Genomic DNA, 15,792 nt, shown 5'->3' with positions numbered 1-15,792 from the left:
GTCCACGCGCTCCGGGTGGGGAAATCCAATGAGCCTCCACCCCGTGAGGACCGAAACCGCCCAGGTCGCGGTCTGCTTTGTCTACGCGGGACTGCGCGGGCACGCGGCGGTGGACCGGGAGTTGTACATCCCGCGCTCGTCGACCCGCGACCATGACCGCTGCCGGGTCGCGGGTCGGGGCGAGGGACACCCTCTTCGCGACCAAGCCGGAACTGGCCGCCCGCATGATCGGCCGGTTGCCGGACGCTGGGCACGGCGTGGGCTGGGTCGCCGGCGACGAGGCCTATGGCGGCAACCCGAAGCTGCGGTCAGCGCGGGAAGAACGCACGGTCGGCTACGTGCTCGCCATCGCCTGCTCAGCCGAAGTCGCAACCGGCGCGGGAAAGTTCCCGCGGATGCCCTAGCCGCGAAGGTGCCAAAGCGGGCCGGGCAGAAGCTGTCGGCAGGTGTCGGCGCCAAGGGTTACCGCTTCCAGGACTGGTATCGCCCTGGCCGAGCCCCGGCCCGGCAGTCTCCAGCTGCCGGGCCGCCGCAACCGCACCCCGCTGAACTCGCCTGCTACCGCAGCTTCTCGCCCACCCTCATGCCCCTGGCCACGCTGGCCCGCGTTGCTCGATCACGGTGGCGGGTGGAAGCGACCGTCCAATCCGGAAAGGGCTTAGCCGGATTGGACGAGCCCCAGGCCCGTCGCTTCACCTCATGGCGTGAAACGAGATCCAGCGACTGTTTACAACGCTGGTCGTCAGGCCGGTACACGACGTGGCCCACCAGCTCCACGGTCCGCCTGGCGGCGCATCACGTCCCAGCCCGGGCAAGCCATTACGGTCGACAAGCTGCGAATCAGAAATGAAGAACACGATCTACGGCTGGAGCACTGACGAGGCGTCCAGCGTGCGCAGGTCGCGGCGACGGGATCCCTACTTCTCCACGAGCGGTTCCAGGACCACGGAACCGGGCAGCGCCGCGGCCATGTCGTAGGCGTAGATCCCCGGCCGTACCCAGATGAACCAGTTGCCGGCGGCGACGATGGTGTGCCGGTAGGCCCGACGCCCTGTCGCAATCGAATCGCCGACCTCGTCCCGGCTGAACCGGGCCGTGCTCAGCACGGAGATCTCGTTCACCACGGTGGTTCCGCGGTGCTGCACCTCGCAGGTGGCGTTGGACCCGTGCGGGTAGTCGTTGCGCACGGTCACCTTGCAGTCGAAACCACCCTTCGCCAGAGCGGCGATCACGTCGTCGGCGGTTGCGTATTCGGGGCCGATCGGAACCTGGCTCGGCATCGGTGTCAACGGCTTGGGACCCCGGTCGCCGCCGACGAGGCCGCAGCCGCTCAGCGTCAGCAGGAGCCCGAGCAGCAGCGGGATGGACTTTCGTGTGCGCATCGGTCAGTTGCTCCTGGGCGGCCGAGGGGCCGGACCCGGACTCGGGGAAGGGGTGCCGGGTTCCGCGGGACCGGTTCCCGTTCCGGTGTGCGGGCCGCCGCCCTCATGGTAGATCGGGTCGACGGAGACGTGGTGTCCGGCCGGGGTCTGCGACTCGAGCTGGCGTACGGCGGTGGCCCGCTGCTCGTCCGTGAGGGCATACCAGGCCATCGCGTCGTCCAGGTGCGGTTCCACCTTGTCCCAGTTCTCGCCCCGGGTCCTGATGTCATTGGCCCGATTGCCCGACTCGTCACCGTACTGCTCGTTCAGCTCCCGAACGCCCGGGGTGTCGGCCGCGTACAGGGTGAAGAGCTGCTTGTCGGTCTTCGCCCCGTAGGGGTCCTCCTGTATGCCCTTGAGGTGGTAGGCGCTCATGCGGATGTTCTCGTCAGGGTTCTCCTCGATGTACTTGGTGAGCTGGGCGTCGTCGAGATCCCCGAGGAAGGTGCCGTCGCGGAGGGTGAACGCCTCAGGGTTTGTTTCATCACCTCTCGCGCGGTGTCCGGCTTCATATGGGTGATGCCGAGGGACTTGTCGGGCTTGAGGGACTGCTGCAACGTCCAGTTGAAGATCCGGCCCGCCTGGGCCAGGGGACCGTTCAGGCCGGGGCTGAAGTTCTGGTACCACTGCTGCTCCTGCCACAGGATCGCCAGCAGCAGCTTGCGGCTGATGCCCGTCTCGGCCGCGGCCCGGTTCAGTGCGGCGAACTGGGCAGGGGAGACGTTGATGGGGTGCAGGCCGTCGGTACCGCCCGCAAGAGCCAGGGCGACGGCGAGCGGGGACCCGGGAACCAAGGCCTCCTTGGCCAGCTTCGGATCGGAGATGGCGGTGAGGCCCTCGACCGTGCGGAGCGCGCGTGCCGCCTCCACATCGGCCTGCGTCGCCTTGCGCAGGGCCTCGACGATGATCCCCTGGGCGTGGTTGACCGGTTCGAGGTGCTCGGTACTGCCCTGCGGCACCATCACCGGGTGGGACAGCTGGACCCGGCCGCTGTCGTCGACCTTCAGGTCGCGGGTGCGGGCATAGTCCAGGGCGCTGTTCAGGTCCCGCTGTGCCGCCTCGATCGCCGCGGCCAGGTCGTCGTAGACCTTGGCCATCGCGCGCAGGGCCAGAGCGGAGGTCTCGTAGTCGTCGGCGTGCTTCACGAACCGTTCCGTGGCGGCGCGGCCGGCTTCGCCGACCCAGCACCGGCTGACCGTACGGGCCACGTCCTCGCGGGCGTAGGAGGCCAGGCCGTCGCACTGCTTGGCCACGGCCACCGCGTCGTCGGCCGCGGCACGCCACTTCTGCGGGTCGGCCTGCTTCAGCTCGGGTACGGAAACCATCAGGCGTCCTCCAGTACACCGCCGGCCGCGCGCAGGCCGTCGGCTATCGCCTGGTCCTCGGTGGTGATGGCGTTCGTGCCGGTGGTCAGGGCGTCCGCCGCGGCGTCGACCAGGTCCGCGAGCTCCCGCAGCCTGCGCTGCCAGGCGCCCACGCAGTCGTTGCTGGCCGCTCCGGCCACCCACCCGGCGTGGCTGCGGCCCACGGCCTCGGCGTCGTCGAGCGTGGACTTGCCCCGGGCCTCGGCGTTGACCGTACGGATGCCGGAGGCCTTGGAGTGCACGGGGCCGTTGATGAGGCCGAGGTCGGCTTGCCCCGGGGCGGGGGAGGGGGACGCGGAGGGACTCGGCTGCGGAGTCGGTGCGGGTAACGGCCCGGCGGAAGCGAGACGCATGGCTGCCTCGCCCTTCGCCTGCGTCCATTCTGCTTCGAATTCGAACGTCATTTGCCTAGCCTCGCACACCGCATTGTCCCTGATGCAACCTTTTCTGACGGAACATCAACCATGTGTGATGCGGGGTGGCATGGGCGCAGGCTTGGGCCGAGAGGTAGTCGCCGAGTACGAGCGGTGGCGCCTTTCGTGTGGCCTGGGCACGGCTCGGGTGAGCGGTACGCTCGCCGTTCGCCTGGTGCCGGGAAGAAGGACGTGATGGGTGTGACCCGACCGCAGGTGGGCGTGGCCGTGCTGACGATGGGCGACCGGATGCCCGAGCTGAGGGCCCTGCTGGCCTCGGTCGCCTAGCAGGACGAGCCCGCCGCCCGGGTCGTCGTCGTCGGCAATGGTTGCGTGCTGCCCGGTCTGCCGGAGGGCGTGACCAGAGTGGAGCTGGAGGCGAATCTGGGTGTGTCCGGCGGACGCAATGTTGCCTGGCGGCGGCTGCGGGAGTTCGGGGACGTCGACGTTCTGGTGGACCTGGATGACGACGGGCTGCTCGTCGATGCCGATGTCGTGCGACGTATCGCCGACCTTTACAAGGCTCAAGCGCGGCTCGGAATCGTCAGCTTCCGGATCGCCGACGAGACGGGGGAGACCCAGCGCCGCCACATTCCGCGCCTGCGGGCCAAGGACCCGATGCGGCGCGGGCTCGTCACGACGTTCCTCGGCGGCGGTCACGCCCTGTCGATGCCGATGCTGGAGGAGACGGGCGGCTGGCCGGACGCGTTCTTCTTCACTCACGAGGAGACCGACCTCGCCTGGCGGGCGACCGACGTCGGCTGGGACGTCCTCTACGAGCCTCAACTCGTGCTCCAGCACCCCCGGACCTCTCCCGCGCGGCACGCCGGCTACTACCGGATGACCGCCCGCAATCGCGTCTGGCTCGCGTCACCTTCCTGCCCCCCTCGTCCCCGCTACCTCGGCGTGTGGATAGTGCTCACCACGGCCCGGACACGGTCGACGGCCGGACTGCGGGCCTGGTTCGGCGGGTTCGCCGAAGGGGTGCGGACCAGCGGCGGACCGCGCAAGCCCATGCGGTGGCGCACCGTCGTACGGATGGCATGGCTGGGCCGGCCGCCGGTCATCTAGGCCCGTCTCACCCTGCGTCTCGGTCTGCGCCGGCCAGCCAACCAGGTCGGCCACGCCGCGGAACCAGGTCGCAACCCCGGCGTGCCCACGGGCACGACGAGGGCACACACGACAGCGCCGGTCCGACGCGCCCCCGGCTCCGGAAAGCTCGCCGGCTTCCATCCCGCCATCGCCCTGCACCTGGCGCTGCACGACCCGGCTCGGGTTCTCCGGAGGTCGAGGCCAAGCGACGCGTGCTCGCCCGCCACCATGTGCTCAGTCCCGCCACCGGTGACCCGGAGCTACCGTGGGACGACCGCGACGACTGCCGTACGCGGCGGCCGGTGGGAGTCTGTAGGCATGGGGACGGCATCTGACGAGAAAAGTGCCCGGGAGGCTCTGGCAGGGATCCGTGGGCTGGCGACGACCGCCACCGAGAACCCGGAGCTCTGGGCGTTCCTGCAGTCACGTCACCGCGGCGAGATCCTTTCCGGCACCGTCGCGGCGATCGAGCGGTTCGGGGTGTTCGTTTCACTGGATGACGGCCCCGATCACCCGGTCTTCCCCGGCGTCGGATTCATCTCCATTCCCGAACTGACGTGGCGCCGCGTGGATGCGGCCTCGGACGTCGTCCACGTCGGTCAACGCGTCTCGTGCGAGTTCCTGCACTTCGACGACTGGAATGTCGAGGCCCGGCTCTCCCTGAGAGCGCTGCAGCCGGACCCGTTCGTGACGTTCGCCGAACGTACTGCGGTGGGCCGGAGCTTGAGGGGCCAGGTGACCAAACTGGTGCCGTTCGGCGCCTTCGTCCGGGTCGCAGACGGCGTCGAGGGGCTGGTTCACCTTCGGGACCTCGCCCGGACACCCGACGAGACCCCGGAGGACGTCGTGCAGGTCGGGGATGAGGTCACGGTCGTCGTCAGCGGAATCGACCAGGCAGGGCGCCGGCTGACGCTCTCGCGGCGGGTGACCACGGCTGACCTGCCGTGACCCGGTCCCTGTGCGTCCGGTGGTCTTGGAGGGCGAACCAGCGCAGGCACCACGCTCGGGAGGGGAGTCTGGAGGCTCGGCCGGATCGGAGTCACGGGTAACGCGGAAGACGTCGAGACGTGGACTGCCAGACAACGGTGGGTGCTTCATGTCTGGCGCAGGGGTGCGTACGCCTCCGCGGCGAGGCCGAAGGTCCAGGCCACGCCCTGCTTGGCGGTGCGGGTTTCCGGCGGGACGCGGAGCCAGTACGTGCGACTGGTGCCGTCCGGTTCCGGGGTGGAGTTGACGACCTCCACCATGACCACGTCCTCGTCGTCGGGCAGGGGTATGCGCCACAGCACACCCGTCTCGTCCCGGTGCACCGGCTCGGCCGCAGACTCGCTCAGGTAGCGGTCGTAGCCGTAGTGCTCCAGCATCACCCGCCGCAGCTCGGCGTTCTCCTCGTCCCGGATCCGTTCCGGCGTCAGCGTGGACAACCCGTTGAGGAACTCGGCCGGTACGGGCATGCCGCGCCACGCGTGCAGTGCGAAGCCGTCCCGGAAGGCGAGGGCCGGACCGTCGCCGCGGTCCAGTCGGCCCGCCTCGTCCCGGTGCAGCTCCACCGGCCGCTCGCACACCACGGCCAGCCGCTCGTACGGCCACCACCACCCCGCCGAACGGGCTACCTCGGCGAGTCCGTGCAGCGGTGACCCCGCCTCGGTGTCGAACGCGCTCAGCCAGGCCGCGTCGTGCTGGCCGAGCACCGCGTCGAGGAGCAACAGCCGTACCTCCGCCTCCTCGGCGCGGTCCTCCGCCAAGTCCACCAACCCGGCTCGGATGCGGTCCGTCAGCCGCTCCGTGTTCGTCCACAGGCGGCCGCCCGTGGCGTTCCATCTCCGCCCCCAGCCCTGCGGGCCGAGCCGGCCTTGCAGCCGGTCCCGCTCGGCCGCCCAGGGGGCGGTGCGCACAGCCTCCCGTACGCTGCGGCCGCGCGCCTGCACGCCCCAGGGGCCTTCGGCGTCGACGAGCAGTCGCAGCGCCGCCCGGGGCGAATCCGCCCAGACGATCAGTTCCGGTTCCGGCAGCCCCGCCGTGCGGTAGGCCAGGCGTACGCCCGCCTCCGCCTCGGGGCGGTTCGCCGGCGCGGTGGCCGCCGCGGCCGCCCGCCACACGTCGATGCTGTTCTCGTTCTCGTTCATTCCTGTTCTCCCCCTCGATCCGGCGACGGCTCGTTCTTCGTTGCCCTCAGTCCGCCACGAGCCGTACCGATCCCGGCACGTACTCCCGCTGGCGCACCACCCGGTACCAGCCTTTGGGCAGCGGTATCGCGGCGTGTTCCTCGTGCACCACGCGCCCCCCGTCCGGAAGGTGCAGCAGCAACGGACCGAACGTGCCCGGCTCCCGCAGCAGCCGGCCCGGCCCGAGGACGGCGTGCGCGTGCCCGGTCACCTCGCCCAGCGCCAGCACCATCCGGCCCCGCCCGTCGCGCGGTTCCCCCGGCGCGTCCTCCACCCGCGGCGGCAGCTCCGATTCGTCGATCGGCGCGATGAGCACATCCCCTTGCCGGTACACCTGTGTCCCCCTCCCGACGCGCCGCCCGGTGCGCCACGTCTCCACCGACGATAGGGAGGGGGTCTGACAACGGCCGTTCGACCGCCCTGCCTCGGGCGTTGTCAGTGGCGCTTGCTACAACTTGCAGCACATCGACACGGACGTGACAGGCGAGGAACGGCGGGGACCCATGAGCTATGCGAGCCACCTGAAGGAGTCGTACGGGCTGCCCGTCTTCAACTTCCCCGGCCCGGAGGAGCAGGCGAAGACCTCCCTGCCCGAGCCGGACGCCGTCGCGTGGCGGGTTTCCTCCGACACCTACGACGCGGACGAGACCTGGACCGCGGCCTTCCAGCGGTTCGCCGCCGCCGTGGACACCACCCGGGTCCGCGCGATCGTGGTCGGGCCCTGGGAGGACGCCTACGACAGCGGCCCCCAGGAGATCATCGAGGCGCTCCTGGCCACGCGCACTCGGCTACCGGCCCTGCGCGCCCTGTTCCTCGGCGACATGGAGTCCGAGGAGTGCGAGATCTCCTGGATCAACCAGGGGGATGTCGGCCCCCTCCTCGAGGGCTTCCCGGAGCTGGAGGAGTTCGGCGTCCGCGGCGGCACCGACCTCGTCATCCCGCCCTTCACCCACCAGCGGCTGAGGTCCCTCACCGTGGAGACGGGCGGCATGCCCGCCGCGGCCGTCCGGAACGTGGCCGCCAGCGCGCTGCCCGCGCTGGAACACCTCGACCTCTGGCTTGGCACGGCCGAGTACGGCGGGGACTGCGAGCTCACCGACGTGGAGCCCATCCTCGGCGGGGACCGACTGCCCAACCTGCGTCACCTGGCCCTGCGGAACTCCGACATACAGGACGAGATCGCCGCCGCGGCGGCCGCAGCGCCCGTTGTGGCCCGCCTGAAGACCCTCGACCTGTCCATGGGCGTCCTCACGGACCAGGGCGGCACCGCACTGCTCGGCGGCCAGCCGCTCACCCACCTCAAGAAGCTCGACCTCCACCACAACTACCTGACCGAGCCGCTGAAGCAGCGCTTCCGGGACGTCCTCGAGCCGGCCGGGGTCGCCCTCGACCTGCACCGCGGGCACGCCGAGGAGGACGACTGGGACGGCCGCACCTGGCGCTTCGTCGCGGTCGGCGAGTAGCGCGGCGGCCATGACGGACAACCCACCGCCGCAGCGGGGCCCGGCGCGATGGGCGGTCGTCGGCAACCCGGAGAACCGCCGCGTCGGCCTGTTCACCCAGGCCGTCCGCGAAGCCGGGCTGCCCGAACCGCGCGTCGTGCCCTGGACGGACGTGCTGCACGCGGGAGGCGCCGAGTTCGCCGCCGACGAGTTCGTACGGCTGGATTCGCCGGGGGAGAACGCCGAGGCCGACCGGGTCCTGCGCGGTCTGGACGACCCCACCCGGGTCGAAGGCGGCGCCCGTTGGTACGCGCGGTTCACCGGGGCCGTCCGCACCCTCACCGGCGGCATTCGCGTGGACGACCCCGACGAGCTGGCTGTCCTCTTCGACAAACGGCTGTGCCACCGCGCCCTCCAGCTCGCCGGCGTGCCCGTCCCGCACTCGCCCACCTCCGGCGGCGGCACCCCGGTGCGCGGCTGGGACGACGTACGGGCCCTCATGGACGCGCACGGCATGCCGCGCGCGTTCGTGAAGCCGGCCCACGGGTCCTCCGCGTCCGGCGTGGTCGCCGTCGAGGCCGCCGGGCGGGGCCGGATCCGGGCCACCACGTCCGTGGAGACGGCCGACGACGGACACCTGCACAACTCCCTGCGGCTGCGCCGCCTGACGAGCGAGCGGGAGGTGGCCGCCCTGGTCGACGCCCTGGCCCCGGACGGACTGCACCTGGAGCGCTGGTGGCCCAAGGCCTCGCTCGACGGCAGGACGGCCGACCTGCGCGTGGTCGTGGTGGCCGGCCGGGCCACCCACGCGGTGGTCCGCACCAGCCGCTCGCCCATGACCAACCTGCACCTCGGCGGACGGCGCGGCGACCTGACGGCCGCCACCCTGGCCGCGGGCCCGCACTGGGCCGAGGCCCTGCGGATCTGCGAACGCGCCGCGGCCTGCTTCCCCGGCACCCTGTGCGTCGGTGTGGACCTGCTCCCCGCCGTCGGCTGGCGGCGGTTCGCCGTCGCCGAGGTCAACGCCTTCGGGGATCTGCTGCCCGGCCTCACCGGCCTGCCCGGCAGCGGCGCCGAGGGCCTCGACACCTATGCCGCCCAGGTGGCCGCCGCCCCCGCGTACGTCCAGCACCACCACACGAGGAACCACTGTGCACCCGCCTGAGACCGACCGGCCGCTGCCCGAGCACGACACGACGCCCCGGGACGAGGCAACGCGCCGGCCCGAGGCGACGCGCCGGGACGGCACGACGCCGCCCGCACCCGAACGTGCGCCGCTCCCGGACATGAACGAGGTCGTCGGTCGCGACGACCTGCTCCTCCTCACCCTGGACACCCTCCGGTACGACGTCGCCGTCGAGCTGGCCGCCGCCGGCCGCATCCCGAACCTGGCCCGTCACCTCCCGGGCGGTGTCTGGGAGCGGCGGCACGCCCCCGGCAGCTTCACCTACGCCTCCCACCAGGCGATGTTCGCCGGGTTCCTGCCCACGCCGGCCGCGCCCGGCCCGCACCCGCGGCTGTTCGCCGCGCGCTTCGCGGGCAGCGAGTCCACCGCCGGCCGGACCTTCGTCTTCGACACCCCGGACCTGGTGTCCGGCCTGGCCGCGGCCGGGTACCGGACCGTGTGCATCGGCGGTGTCGGCTTCTTCAACAAACAGGGGGCACTGGGGGACGTGCTCCCGGGCATGTTCCAGGACAGCCACTGGGAACCGGAATTCGGCGTGGCGTCCCCCACCTCCTTCGAGGCGCAGGTCGAGCGGGCCGAGCAGATCCTCGCCGACCTGCCGGCGGACCGGCGGCTGTTCCTCTTCCTCAATGCCTCCGCCCTCCACCAGCCCAACTGGTTCCATGCGCCCGGGGCCACCCGCGAGGCCGGGGACACCCGCGCCACCCACGCCGCCGCCCTGGAGTACATCGACCGGCACATCGGGCGCCTCTTCCGCGCGATGAGCTCCCGCCGCCGCTGCTTCGCCATCGTGTGCTCCGATCACGGCACCACCTACGGCGACGACGGCTACACCGGCCACCGCCTCGCCCACGAGGCCGTGTGGACCGTGCCGTACGCCCACTTCTTCCTGGAGCCGTCCGCATGACCGCCCCCGCGACCACTCTCCCCGCACCCGCCGCCCTCACCCGGGTGCGGCCGTACCAGAGCTACGTGTACGCCTACCCGCACAAGACGGCGTACCGCCCGCTGCCCGGCCGCCCGGCGCTGGGCGACCTGTGGCGCGGCGAACGCAAGGACGCCCTCTCGCTCTACCTCCACATACCGTTCTGCGAGGTCCGCTGCGGGTTCTGCAACCTCTTCACCCGGATCGGCGCCCCCGAGGACCTGACCGGCCGCTACCTCGACGCCCTCGACCGCCAGGCCGCGGCCGTCCGCGAGGCCCTCGGTGACGACGGGCCGGTGCGCTTCGCGAACGCCGCCTTCGGGGGTGGCACCCCGACCTTCCTGACGGCGGACGAGCTGGACCGGCTCTGCGACATCGCCGAACGGCGCATGGGCGCAGACCTCCGGGCGGTCCCCCTCTCCGTCGAGGCCTCGCCCGCCACCGCGACCGCCGACCGCCTCGCCGTCCTCGCCGAGCGCGGCGCCACCCGCCTCAGCCTCGGCGTGCAGAGCTTCGTGGACGAGGAGGCACGCGCCGCGGTCCGCCCCCAGCGCCGCGCCGACGTGGACGCCGCGCTCGGCCGGATCCGGGACGCCGGCATCCCCGTCCTCAACATCGACCTCATCTACGGCATAGACGGCCAGACCGCCGCCACCTGGCGCGCCTCCCTGGACGCCGCCCTCGCATGGCAGCCCGAAGAGTTGTACCTCTACCCCCTCTACGTCCGCCCGCTCACCGGCCTCGCCCGACGCACCGCGCACACCGACCACGAGTGGGACGAACAGCGCCTGAACCTCTACCGGCAGGGCCGCGACCACCTCCTCGCACAGGGCTACGAGCAGGTGTCGATGCGGATGTTCCGTCGCGCGGGCGCCGCTGCACAGGGACCTGACGACCACGCCTGCCAGACCGACGGCATGATCGGCCTCGGCTGCGGCGCACGCTCGTACACCTCCTCCCTCCACTACTCCTTCGACTACGCGGTCGACATGGGCGAGATCCGCGCGATCATCGACGACTACACGGCCACCGAGGATTTCGGCCGCGCCGTGCACGGTCGGTACGTCGACGGTGGTGAGGCGCGCCGTCGCCACCTCCTGCAGTCCCTGCTCCAGGCCCAGGGCATGCCGGTCGCCGACTACCGCGCCCGGTTCGGCACCGACCCGTTCGAGGACTTCCCCGCCGAGCTCAACTCCTTCGCCGCCCGCGGCTGGCTCGAGGACGACAACGCAGAAACGTTGCTGCGCCTCACCCCCGAAGGGCTCGCCCACTCCGACGCCCTCGGTCCCGAGCTGTTCTCACCCGCCGTACGAGCGGCCATGACCGCCTACGAACCCAAGTAGGCGCCCGTGGACCACCACCAGCCGCCCCCGGGCCCCCTCCGGAACCCCAGCGGGCACCTGACCGTCCTCTACCGCGGCCCGCTCGCCTCCTGCGATTACGCGTGCCCGTACTGCCCGTTCGCCAAGCGGCGCGACACCCCGGAGCAGCTGCGGGCGGACCGGGCGGCCCTCGAACGCTTCACGGGCTGGGCGGCCGCCCACACCGAAGGCCGGCTCTCCGTCCTCTTCACCCCCTGGGGCGAGGGACTGGTCCGCTCCTGGTACCGGCGGGCCCTGGTCGACCTCTCGCACCGGCCGCACGTCGAACGCGTCGCCATCCAGACCAACCTCAGTTGCCGCACCGACTGGCTCGCGGACGCGGATCCCGCCACCGTGGCCCTGTGGTGTACCTACCACCCCGGCGAGACACCGTACGAACGCTTCCTGGGGAAGGTGCGCGACCTCGCCGACCGTGGCATCCGGCACAGCGTCGGCATCGTCGGTCTGCCCGGGAACCTGGAGCACGCCCGCCGGCTGCGCGCCGCCCTGCCCGGCCACGTCTACCTCTGGGCCAACGCGGCCGAGGGGCATGCCTACACCGACGAGGAAGCCGCGGCCTGGACCGCCCTGGACCCGCTCTTCCCGTACAGCCGCCACCCGCACCGCTCGGCCGGCCTGCCGTGCCGGACGGGCGAGTCGGTCATCTCGGTGGACGGCGGGGGCACGGTCCGCCGCTGTCACTTCGTCCGTACGGAGCTGGGCAACCTCTACGACGGCTCCTACCGGGCGGCCCTCGCGCCGCGCCCCTGCCCGCTGGCCGTCTGCGACTGCCACATCGGGTACGTCCACCTGGAAACGCTGCCGCTGTACGACGTGTTCGCGGGCGGCGTCCTGGAACGCGTCCCGGCCGCCGGTCCGGCCGGCGCGCTCCTTCCCGTCGTCCGCTGACGGCGGCGCCGGGCCCACGCGCGCGGGTGTTGCTACGCCGTGGTGTTGCTACGCCGCCGGGTTCCGGCGGCGGGGCGCGGCGTCGAGGAGGGCCCAGACGCGGCGGCCGTCGTCGGCGAGGTCGTCGCCGCAGCTCTCCACGGTGGCCAGGGCCTGGAGCTCGGCGAAGACGTTGCCCTCCGGGAGGGACCCGGCCTGGTGGCTGAGCGCGACCACGAGGATCTTGTCCGCCTGGTCCCCGAGGTGCACGCTCACGCGGCGTCCGCCGTCCCGCACGGCCGCGTCGACCAGCAGCCGCACGGCGGCCCGCAGATCGGGCTCGTCCAGTCCCGGGTATCCCCAACCGCGCACCGCTGTCAGGGCCTGGTCGGCAGCCTTCTTCGCGGCCCACTGATCCGCCCGATAGGTCAGGGCCGCGGTCTGCCGGTTCCGGATCTGCATCCGCGGCCGGGGCAGGCTCAGCTGCGTCGCAGGCTTCGTGGCCGGCTGCGGCCTGGGAGCTTCCACCGGCTTCTTCTGCGGGGGCGGCGACTTCGGCGGATATGACGGCGGAACCTTGGGCCCCTTGGCCTCTGGAGCGGTCAACTCGTCCTCCCGACAGCGCAGATGCGCGTAGCTCTGTCCCATCTTGGCAGTGCCCGCGGAGGTCAGGGGACGAAACCAGTCCTTCGAGAGGGTTCCCCGGCTGCGGGTTCACATGACGCCTCGTACACGACCTCTCTCCGCCGGGCCGCGAAAAATCGGCTTCGCCGGCCTCATCCGGCCCGGGCATGATTCCCACCGTGCAGCAAAACGAGGACCGTCGAGAGCGAACGCGGTACACGCTGACCAATACGGAGCACGGCCACGATTGGGGCTCCTGTGCCGAAGTCGAGGGGCTGTTCGGGGAACCCTGGCGTGAAACGTACGAACTCTTCGGCTGGGTTCCGGAAGGCACCGAAGTGCGCGGCTGGGTCGGCCGCAGGGTGTGTTTGGTCCCGGAGAACGGGATGCTCGACGCCTGGCTTCTCGAAGATGCCGAGAGCCTCGGTCCGCACCCCGGAACCGACAGCCTGGTCCTCACCGGTCTCGACGACTACGAGGGTCCACCCGAGGGTTACCGGGGCCCCGTCCGGTTGCACGACGGCCGGCGATGGCTGGGCTCCTGCCGCGAATTCGCCCGCATCCTGCCGCCCGCGCGAGTGGATCCCCCGCTCGTCCTGCGAGGGCTCGCCCCAGCCGATGAGCTGCGACGGGCGCTGATGACGGCCACCCGGCGGCCGCTGGACCTGGGGGAAGCCTCCTTGAACATACGGGACGACAAGGGCGAGCCGTTCGCCGAACTGCCGCTGTGGGTCACCATCACCGCCTGGCACCCGTCCCCCCGCGGCGCTGGTCTGATCGACTTGGAACTGGAAGGAAAGCTTTCCTCACCCGCTCCGGCGCACGCCCAGCCGGTGTGGGAGCGATGGCTCACCGGACCGCCGCGGACGCCAGGCGGCTGGGTCGACCTCGACACCCGGCAGCGCTGGGCCTGGCTGGACCACGTCCGGGAACGGGCCTGCCTGCGCACGCTCCACGACCGCCCCTCGGGCCACGCGTACGAGCTCGACGGCCGACACATGACGGACGTCCCGGGTCTCTACCTCGCACTCGGCGAGGCGGTCAACGGGCCGGGCGGCTATTTCGGGGGCTGTCTGGACGCCCTGGTGGACTGCCTGCGCGGCGACTTCGGCTACACCGCCCCCTCAACCCTGCTCTGGCGGGACCCCGCAACCGCGCACGAGCACCTGTCCCACGTTCTGACGCCGGACGGCGAGTCGTACGACCTGGTCGCCACGGCGCTCGACATCCTGGGCGAGGGCGGGATGCGCGTCACCTTCCGATGAGCGGGCTTTCGCCCCGGCGTCGCGACGGTGCTCGATGCGCCGGTCACCGTGCCCCGGGCATCCGCATCCCCCTGGCCAGGGCGGCCCCCGCCGCCGCATCGGTGCCCAGGAAGTCGAGGACCTCGGCGGCCCGGTCCGGCTGGGTGGAGGCGGTCAGTACGCCGCCGCTGAAGGTGGAGCTGATCGCGGTCCCGCCCGGGAGCGGGCCGACCACGACGACGCCCGGCAGGTCCATCAGCTCGCTGTGCTGCTGGAAGGCGAGGTCGGCCCCTCCGGACGAAAGCAGGCTGCCGGCAGGTACACCCGGCGGTGCCTGGACGAGCCGGTCCGTGAGGGCGGCGGCAAGTCCCAGCCGGTTGATCAGGCCGACGAGTGCCGTTCCGCTGGGGCCCGTGGAGTAGGCGATCCTCCGTGCGGACAGAAGGGCCACGCGCAGGTCGGACTCCGAGTCGAGTACGGGAGCGGGCGTTCCCAGCGGGACGGCGGCGACGACCTGTGAGACCCACAGCGGGCGCGCCGTACCCGGTACGAGGTGGCCCGCGTTCTCCAGCTCGGCCAGGGCGCCGTCGGCGAGCACGAGCAGGTCGGCCTCAGCGCCCTCGCGCACCCGCCGTGCGATCGCGACCCCGCCGGCCGATTCGAACCGCACCGGGATCCCGTGAGCGCGCCGGAGGAGATCGGAGAGCTCGGCGAGCACCGGCCGCGTGGCCATCGAGGACAGCCCGGAAATCTCCTGGTCCACGTCGCCTCCTTGGTGTCCGGCAGATCGTACGGTGCCCGGCCGGGCGGCTCAATGCCCGTCTGCCAGACTGGCCGCGTGAGCACACCCCCCCGGAGCACGGCGGCAGGAAAGGTCCTCCAGGTCCTCTCGGCCTTTGACCGTGAACACCCCTCGCAGACGCTGTCGGAGATCGCTCAGCGTACGGGCCTGGCCCTGAGCACCACGCACAGGGTCGTCGCGGAACTGGCCGGATGGGGAGCGCTGGAACGCGACGAAGACGGGTCGTGGCACGTGGGGCTGAGGCTCTGGGAGATCACCTCGGGATGTCCCCGCACCCGGATCCTGCGTGACGTGGCTCTGCCGTTCATGCAGGACCTCTACGAGGCGACCCACGAGAACATCCAGCTCGCGGTCCGCGAGGGCACGGAACTCGTCTTCGTCGAACGGATCGCCGGCCACCGGTCGGTGGAGCTGCTGACGATGGTCGGGACCCGTTTCCCCATCGGCGCCACCGGGATGGGCCGGGTGCTGCTGGCCCACGCACCGCGGGACCTCCAGGAGGAGGTCCTCCACGCGCCGCTGCGGTCCTGGACGGCGCACACCGTGACCGACCCGAGGACGCTGCGCATGCAGTTGGACCGCATCCGCCGCGAACAGGTCTTCGTCAGCGACCGGCAGCTCTCGGAGAACACGGTCGCGGTGGCCGCCCCCGTGCGGATCGGCCGGACCGGGGCCGTCAGCGCCGCCTTGGGGATCGTGGTCGCCGCACGCGGCGACGCGAGCCGTGCCCGCGGGCTGCGCGAGCCGCTCCTGAGGGCCGTGTACGGGATCTCCGACGAGCTCGGCCGCCGTACGCGCACGACGGCCTGACGCGGCGAGCGGGCTTCCGCCGGACGGAAACGGCGGCGCCGGGTCAGGTTCCCGG

Annotated in this window: 16 protein-coding genes and 2 pseudogenes; 10 read left to right on the top strand and 8 right to left on the bottom strand. The window is 71.9% G+C overall.

Going from position 1 to position 15,792, the window contains the following annotated elements:
- Window positions 1-46 precede the first annotated feature (46 nt).
- Window positions 47-703, top strand: a pseudogene (locus tag ACIP5M_RS09630) (transposase); the annotation flags it as partial.
- Between the two features lie 214 nt (window positions 704-917).
- Here ACIP5M_RS09630 and ACIP5M_RS09625 read toward each other — a convergent pair.
- Genes ACIP5M_RS09625 through ACIP5M_RS09610 form a run of 4 tightly spaced genes read right to left on the bottom strand, consistent with a single transcriptional unit; the run spans window position 918 to window position 3,189 of the window.
- Window positions 918-1,382, bottom strand: coding sequence for a hypothetical protein (locus tag ACIP5M_RS09625; RefSeq protein WP_401194163.1), 465 nt, complete (start codon window positions 1,380-1,382; stop codon window positions 918-920).
- A 3-nt stretch (window positions 1,383-1,385) separates the two neighbouring features.
- Window positions 1,386-1,796, bottom strand: coding sequence for a hypothetical protein (locus ACIP5M_RS09620; protein ID WP_401194161.1), 411 nt, complete (start codon window positions 1,794-1,796; stop codon window positions 1,386-1,388).
- Window positions 1,793-2,746, bottom strand: a complete 954-nt coding sequence (locus ACIP5M_RS09615; RefSeq protein WP_401194158.1) for a hypothetical protein — start codon at window positions 2,744-2,746, stop codon at window positions 1,793-1,795. Before ACIP5M_RS09615 ends, ACIP5M_RS09620 begins: the two co-directional genes overlap by 4 nt.
- Complete coding sequence (locus tag ACIP5M_RS09610; RefSeq protein ID WP_401194155.1) at window positions 2,746-3,189, bottom strand: hypothetical protein; 444 nt, start codon at window positions 3,187-3,189, stop codon at window positions 2,746-2,748. The genes ACIP5M_RS09615 and ACIP5M_RS09610 overlap by 1 nt, the downstream gene beginning before the upstream one ends.
- A 204-nt stretch (window positions 3,190-3,393) precedes the next feature.
- On the opposite strand from ACIP5M_RS09610, the pseudogene ACIP5M_RS09605 reads away from it, so the two are divergent.
- Both ACIP5M_RS09605 and ACIP5M_RS09600 read left to right on the top strand, forming a co-directional pair.
- Window positions 3,394-4,269 (top strand): annotated as a pseudogene (locus ACIP5M_RS09605) (glycosyltransferase family 2 protein).
- Between the two features lie 339 nt (window positions 4,270-4,608).
- Entirely contained in the window at window positions 4,609-5,238 is a 630-nt protein-coding gene (locus tag ACIP5M_RS09600; RefSeq protein ID WP_401194152.1) for a S1 RNA-binding domain-containing protein, read from the top strand.
- A 146-nt stretch (window positions 5,239-5,384) separates the two neighbouring features.
- On the opposite strand, the gene ACIP5M_RS09595 is transcribed toward ACIP5M_RS09600, so the two are convergent.
- Together ACIP5M_RS09595 and ACIP5M_RS09590 are read right to left on the bottom strand one after the other, a co-directional pair.
- Window positions 5,385-6,416 carry a DUF6745 domain-containing protein gene (locus ACIP5M_RS09595; protein ID WP_401194149.1) on the bottom strand — a complete coding sequence of 344 codons (1,032 nt, stop codon included), beginning with the start codon at window positions 6,414-6,416 and terminating at the stop codon, window positions 5,385-5,387.
- 46 nt (window positions 6,417-6,462) lie between these two features.
- Window positions 6,463-6,789 (bottom strand): hypothetical protein, encoded by a 327-nt coding sequence (locus tag ACIP5M_RS09590; RefSeq protein ID WP_401194147.1) that lies wholly within the window; start codon window positions 6,787-6,789, stop codon window positions 6,463-6,465.
- 169 nt (window positions 6,790-6,958) lie between these two features.
- Between ACIP5M_RS09590 and ACIP5M_RS09585 the strand changes: the two genes are divergently transcribed.
- From ACIP5M_RS09585 to ACIP5M_RS09565, 5 genes are all read left to right on the top strand, one after another.
- On the top strand, window positions 6,959-7,918 hold the full coding sequence (locus ACIP5M_RS09585) for an STM4015 family protein (RefSeq protein WP_401194144.1): 960 nt from the start codon (window positions 6,959-6,961) through the stop codon (window positions 7,916-7,918).
- Between the two features lie 10 nt (window positions 7,919-7,928).
- Window positions 7,929-9,062, top strand: coding sequence for an STM4014 family protein (locus tag ACIP5M_RS09580; RefSeq protein WP_401194142.1), 1,134 nt, complete (start codon window positions 7,929-7,931; stop codon window positions 9,060-9,062).
- Between the two features lie 121 nt (window positions 9,063-9,183).
- Window positions 9,184-9,990 carry an STM4013/SEN3800 family hydrolase gene (locus tag ACIP5M_RS09575; protein WP_401195068.1) on the top strand — a complete coding sequence of 269 codons (807 nt, stop codon included), beginning with the start codon at window positions 9,184-9,186 and terminating at the stop codon, window positions 9,988-9,990.
- Window positions 9,987-11,351, top strand: a complete 1,365-nt coding sequence (locus ACIP5M_RS09570; protein ID WP_401194140.1) for an STM4012 family radical SAM protein — start codon at window positions 9,987-9,989, stop codon at window positions 11,349-11,351. Before ACIP5M_RS09575 ends, ACIP5M_RS09570 begins: the two co-directional genes overlap by 4 nt.
- A gap of 6 nt (window positions 11,352-11,357) precedes the next feature.
- The gene (locus ACIP5M_RS09565) at window positions 11,358-12,278 is read left to right on the top strand and encodes an STM4011 family radical SAM protein (protein WP_401194137.1); all 921 of its coding nucleotides are present in this window, start codon (window positions 11,358-11,360) and stop codon (window positions 12,276-12,278) included.
- Between the two features lie 48 nt (window positions 12,279-12,326).
- On the opposite strand, the gene ACIP5M_RS09560 is transcribed toward ACIP5M_RS09565, so the two are convergent.
- Complete coding sequence (locus ACIP5M_RS09560) at window positions 12,327-12,719, bottom strand: hypothetical protein (protein WP_401194135.1); 393 nt, start codon at window positions 12,717-12,719, stop codon at window positions 12,327-12,329.
- 329 nt (window positions 12,720-13,048) lie between these two features.
- Between ACIP5M_RS09560 and ACIP5M_RS09555 the strand changes: the two genes are divergently transcribed.
- Window positions 13,049-14,146 (top strand): barstar family protein, encoded by a 1,098-nt coding sequence (locus ACIP5M_RS09555; RefSeq protein ID WP_401194132.1) that lies wholly within the window; start codon window positions 13,049-13,051, stop codon window positions 14,144-14,146.
- 43 nt (window positions 14,147-14,189) lie between these two features.
- Here the strand turns inward: ACIP5M_RS09555 and ACIP5M_RS09550 are convergent, their stop codons facing one another.
- Window positions 14,190-14,888: a substrate-binding domain-containing protein gene (locus ACIP5M_RS09550; protein ID WP_401194129.1), complete on the bottom strand. Its 699-nt coding sequence runs from the start codon at window positions 14,886-14,888 to the stop codon at window positions 14,190-14,192.
- A 75-nt stretch (window positions 14,889-14,963) separates the two neighbouring features.
- Between ACIP5M_RS09550 and ACIP5M_RS09545 the strand changes: the two genes are divergently transcribed.
- Window positions 14,964-15,737, top strand: a complete 774-nt coding sequence (locus ACIP5M_RS09545) for an IclR family transcriptional regulator (protein WP_401194127.1) — start codon at window positions 14,964-14,966, stop codon at window positions 15,735-15,737.
- Window positions 15,738-15,792 lie beyond the last annotated feature (55 nt).

This window comes from Streptomyces sp. NPDC088762, assembly GCF_044750905.1.
Taxonomy (GTDB): domain Bacteria; phylum Actinomycetota; class Actinomycetes; order Streptomycetales; family Streptomycetaceae; genus Streptomyces.
Note: the sequence above shows the minus strand (reverse complement) of the source record. Positions and strands in the feature narration are given on the sequence as shown.

Coding starts and splice junctions, on each gene's coding strand:
- ACIP5M_RS09555 (WP_401194132.1), top strand. CDS start 13,049: ATGATTCCCACCGTGCAGCAAAACGAGGACCGTCGAGAGCGAACGCGG.
- ACIP5M_RS09625 (WP_401194163.1), bottom strand. CDS start 1,382: ATGCGCACACGAAAGTCCATCCCGCTGCTGCTCGGGCTCCTGCTGACG.
- ACIP5M_RS09580 (WP_401194142.1), top strand. CDS start 7,929: ATGACGGACAACCCACCGCCGCAGCGGGGCCCGGCGCGATGGGCGGTC.
- ACIP5M_RS09575 (WP_401195068.1), top strand. CDS start 9,184: ATGAACGAGGTCGTCGGTCGCGACGACCTGCTCCTCCTCACCCTGGAC.
- ACIP5M_RS09585 (WP_401194144.1), top strand. CDS start 6,959: ATGAGCTATGCGAGCCACCTGAAGGAGTCGTACGGGCTGCCCGTCTTC.
- ACIP5M_RS09600 (WP_401194152.1), top strand. CDS start 4,609: ATGGGGACGGCATCTGACGAGAAAAGTGCCCGGGAGGCTCTGGCAGGG.
- ACIP5M_RS09610 (WP_401194155.1), bottom strand. CDS start 3,189: ATGACGTTCGAATTCGAAGCAGAATGGACGCAGGCGAAGGGCGAGGCA.
- ACIP5M_RS09595 (WP_401194149.1), bottom strand. CDS start 6,416: ATGAACGAGAACGAGAACAGCATCGACGTGTGGCGGGCGGCCGCGGCG.
- ACIP5M_RS09620 (WP_401194161.1), bottom strand. CDS start 1,796: ATGAGCGCCTACCACCTCAAGGGCATACAGGAGGACCCCTACGGGGCG.
- ACIP5M_RS09560 (WP_401194135.1), bottom strand. CDS start 12,719: ATGCAGATCCGGAACCGGCAGACCGCGGCCCTGACCTATCGGGCGGAT.
- ACIP5M_RS09570 (WP_401194140.1), top strand. CDS start 9,987: ATGACCGCCCCCGCGACCACTCTCCCCGCACCCGCCGCCCTCACCCGG.
- ACIP5M_RS09615 (WP_401194158.1), bottom strand. CDS start 2,746: ATGGTTTCCGTACCCGAGCTGAAGCAGGCCGACCCGCAGAAGTGGCGT.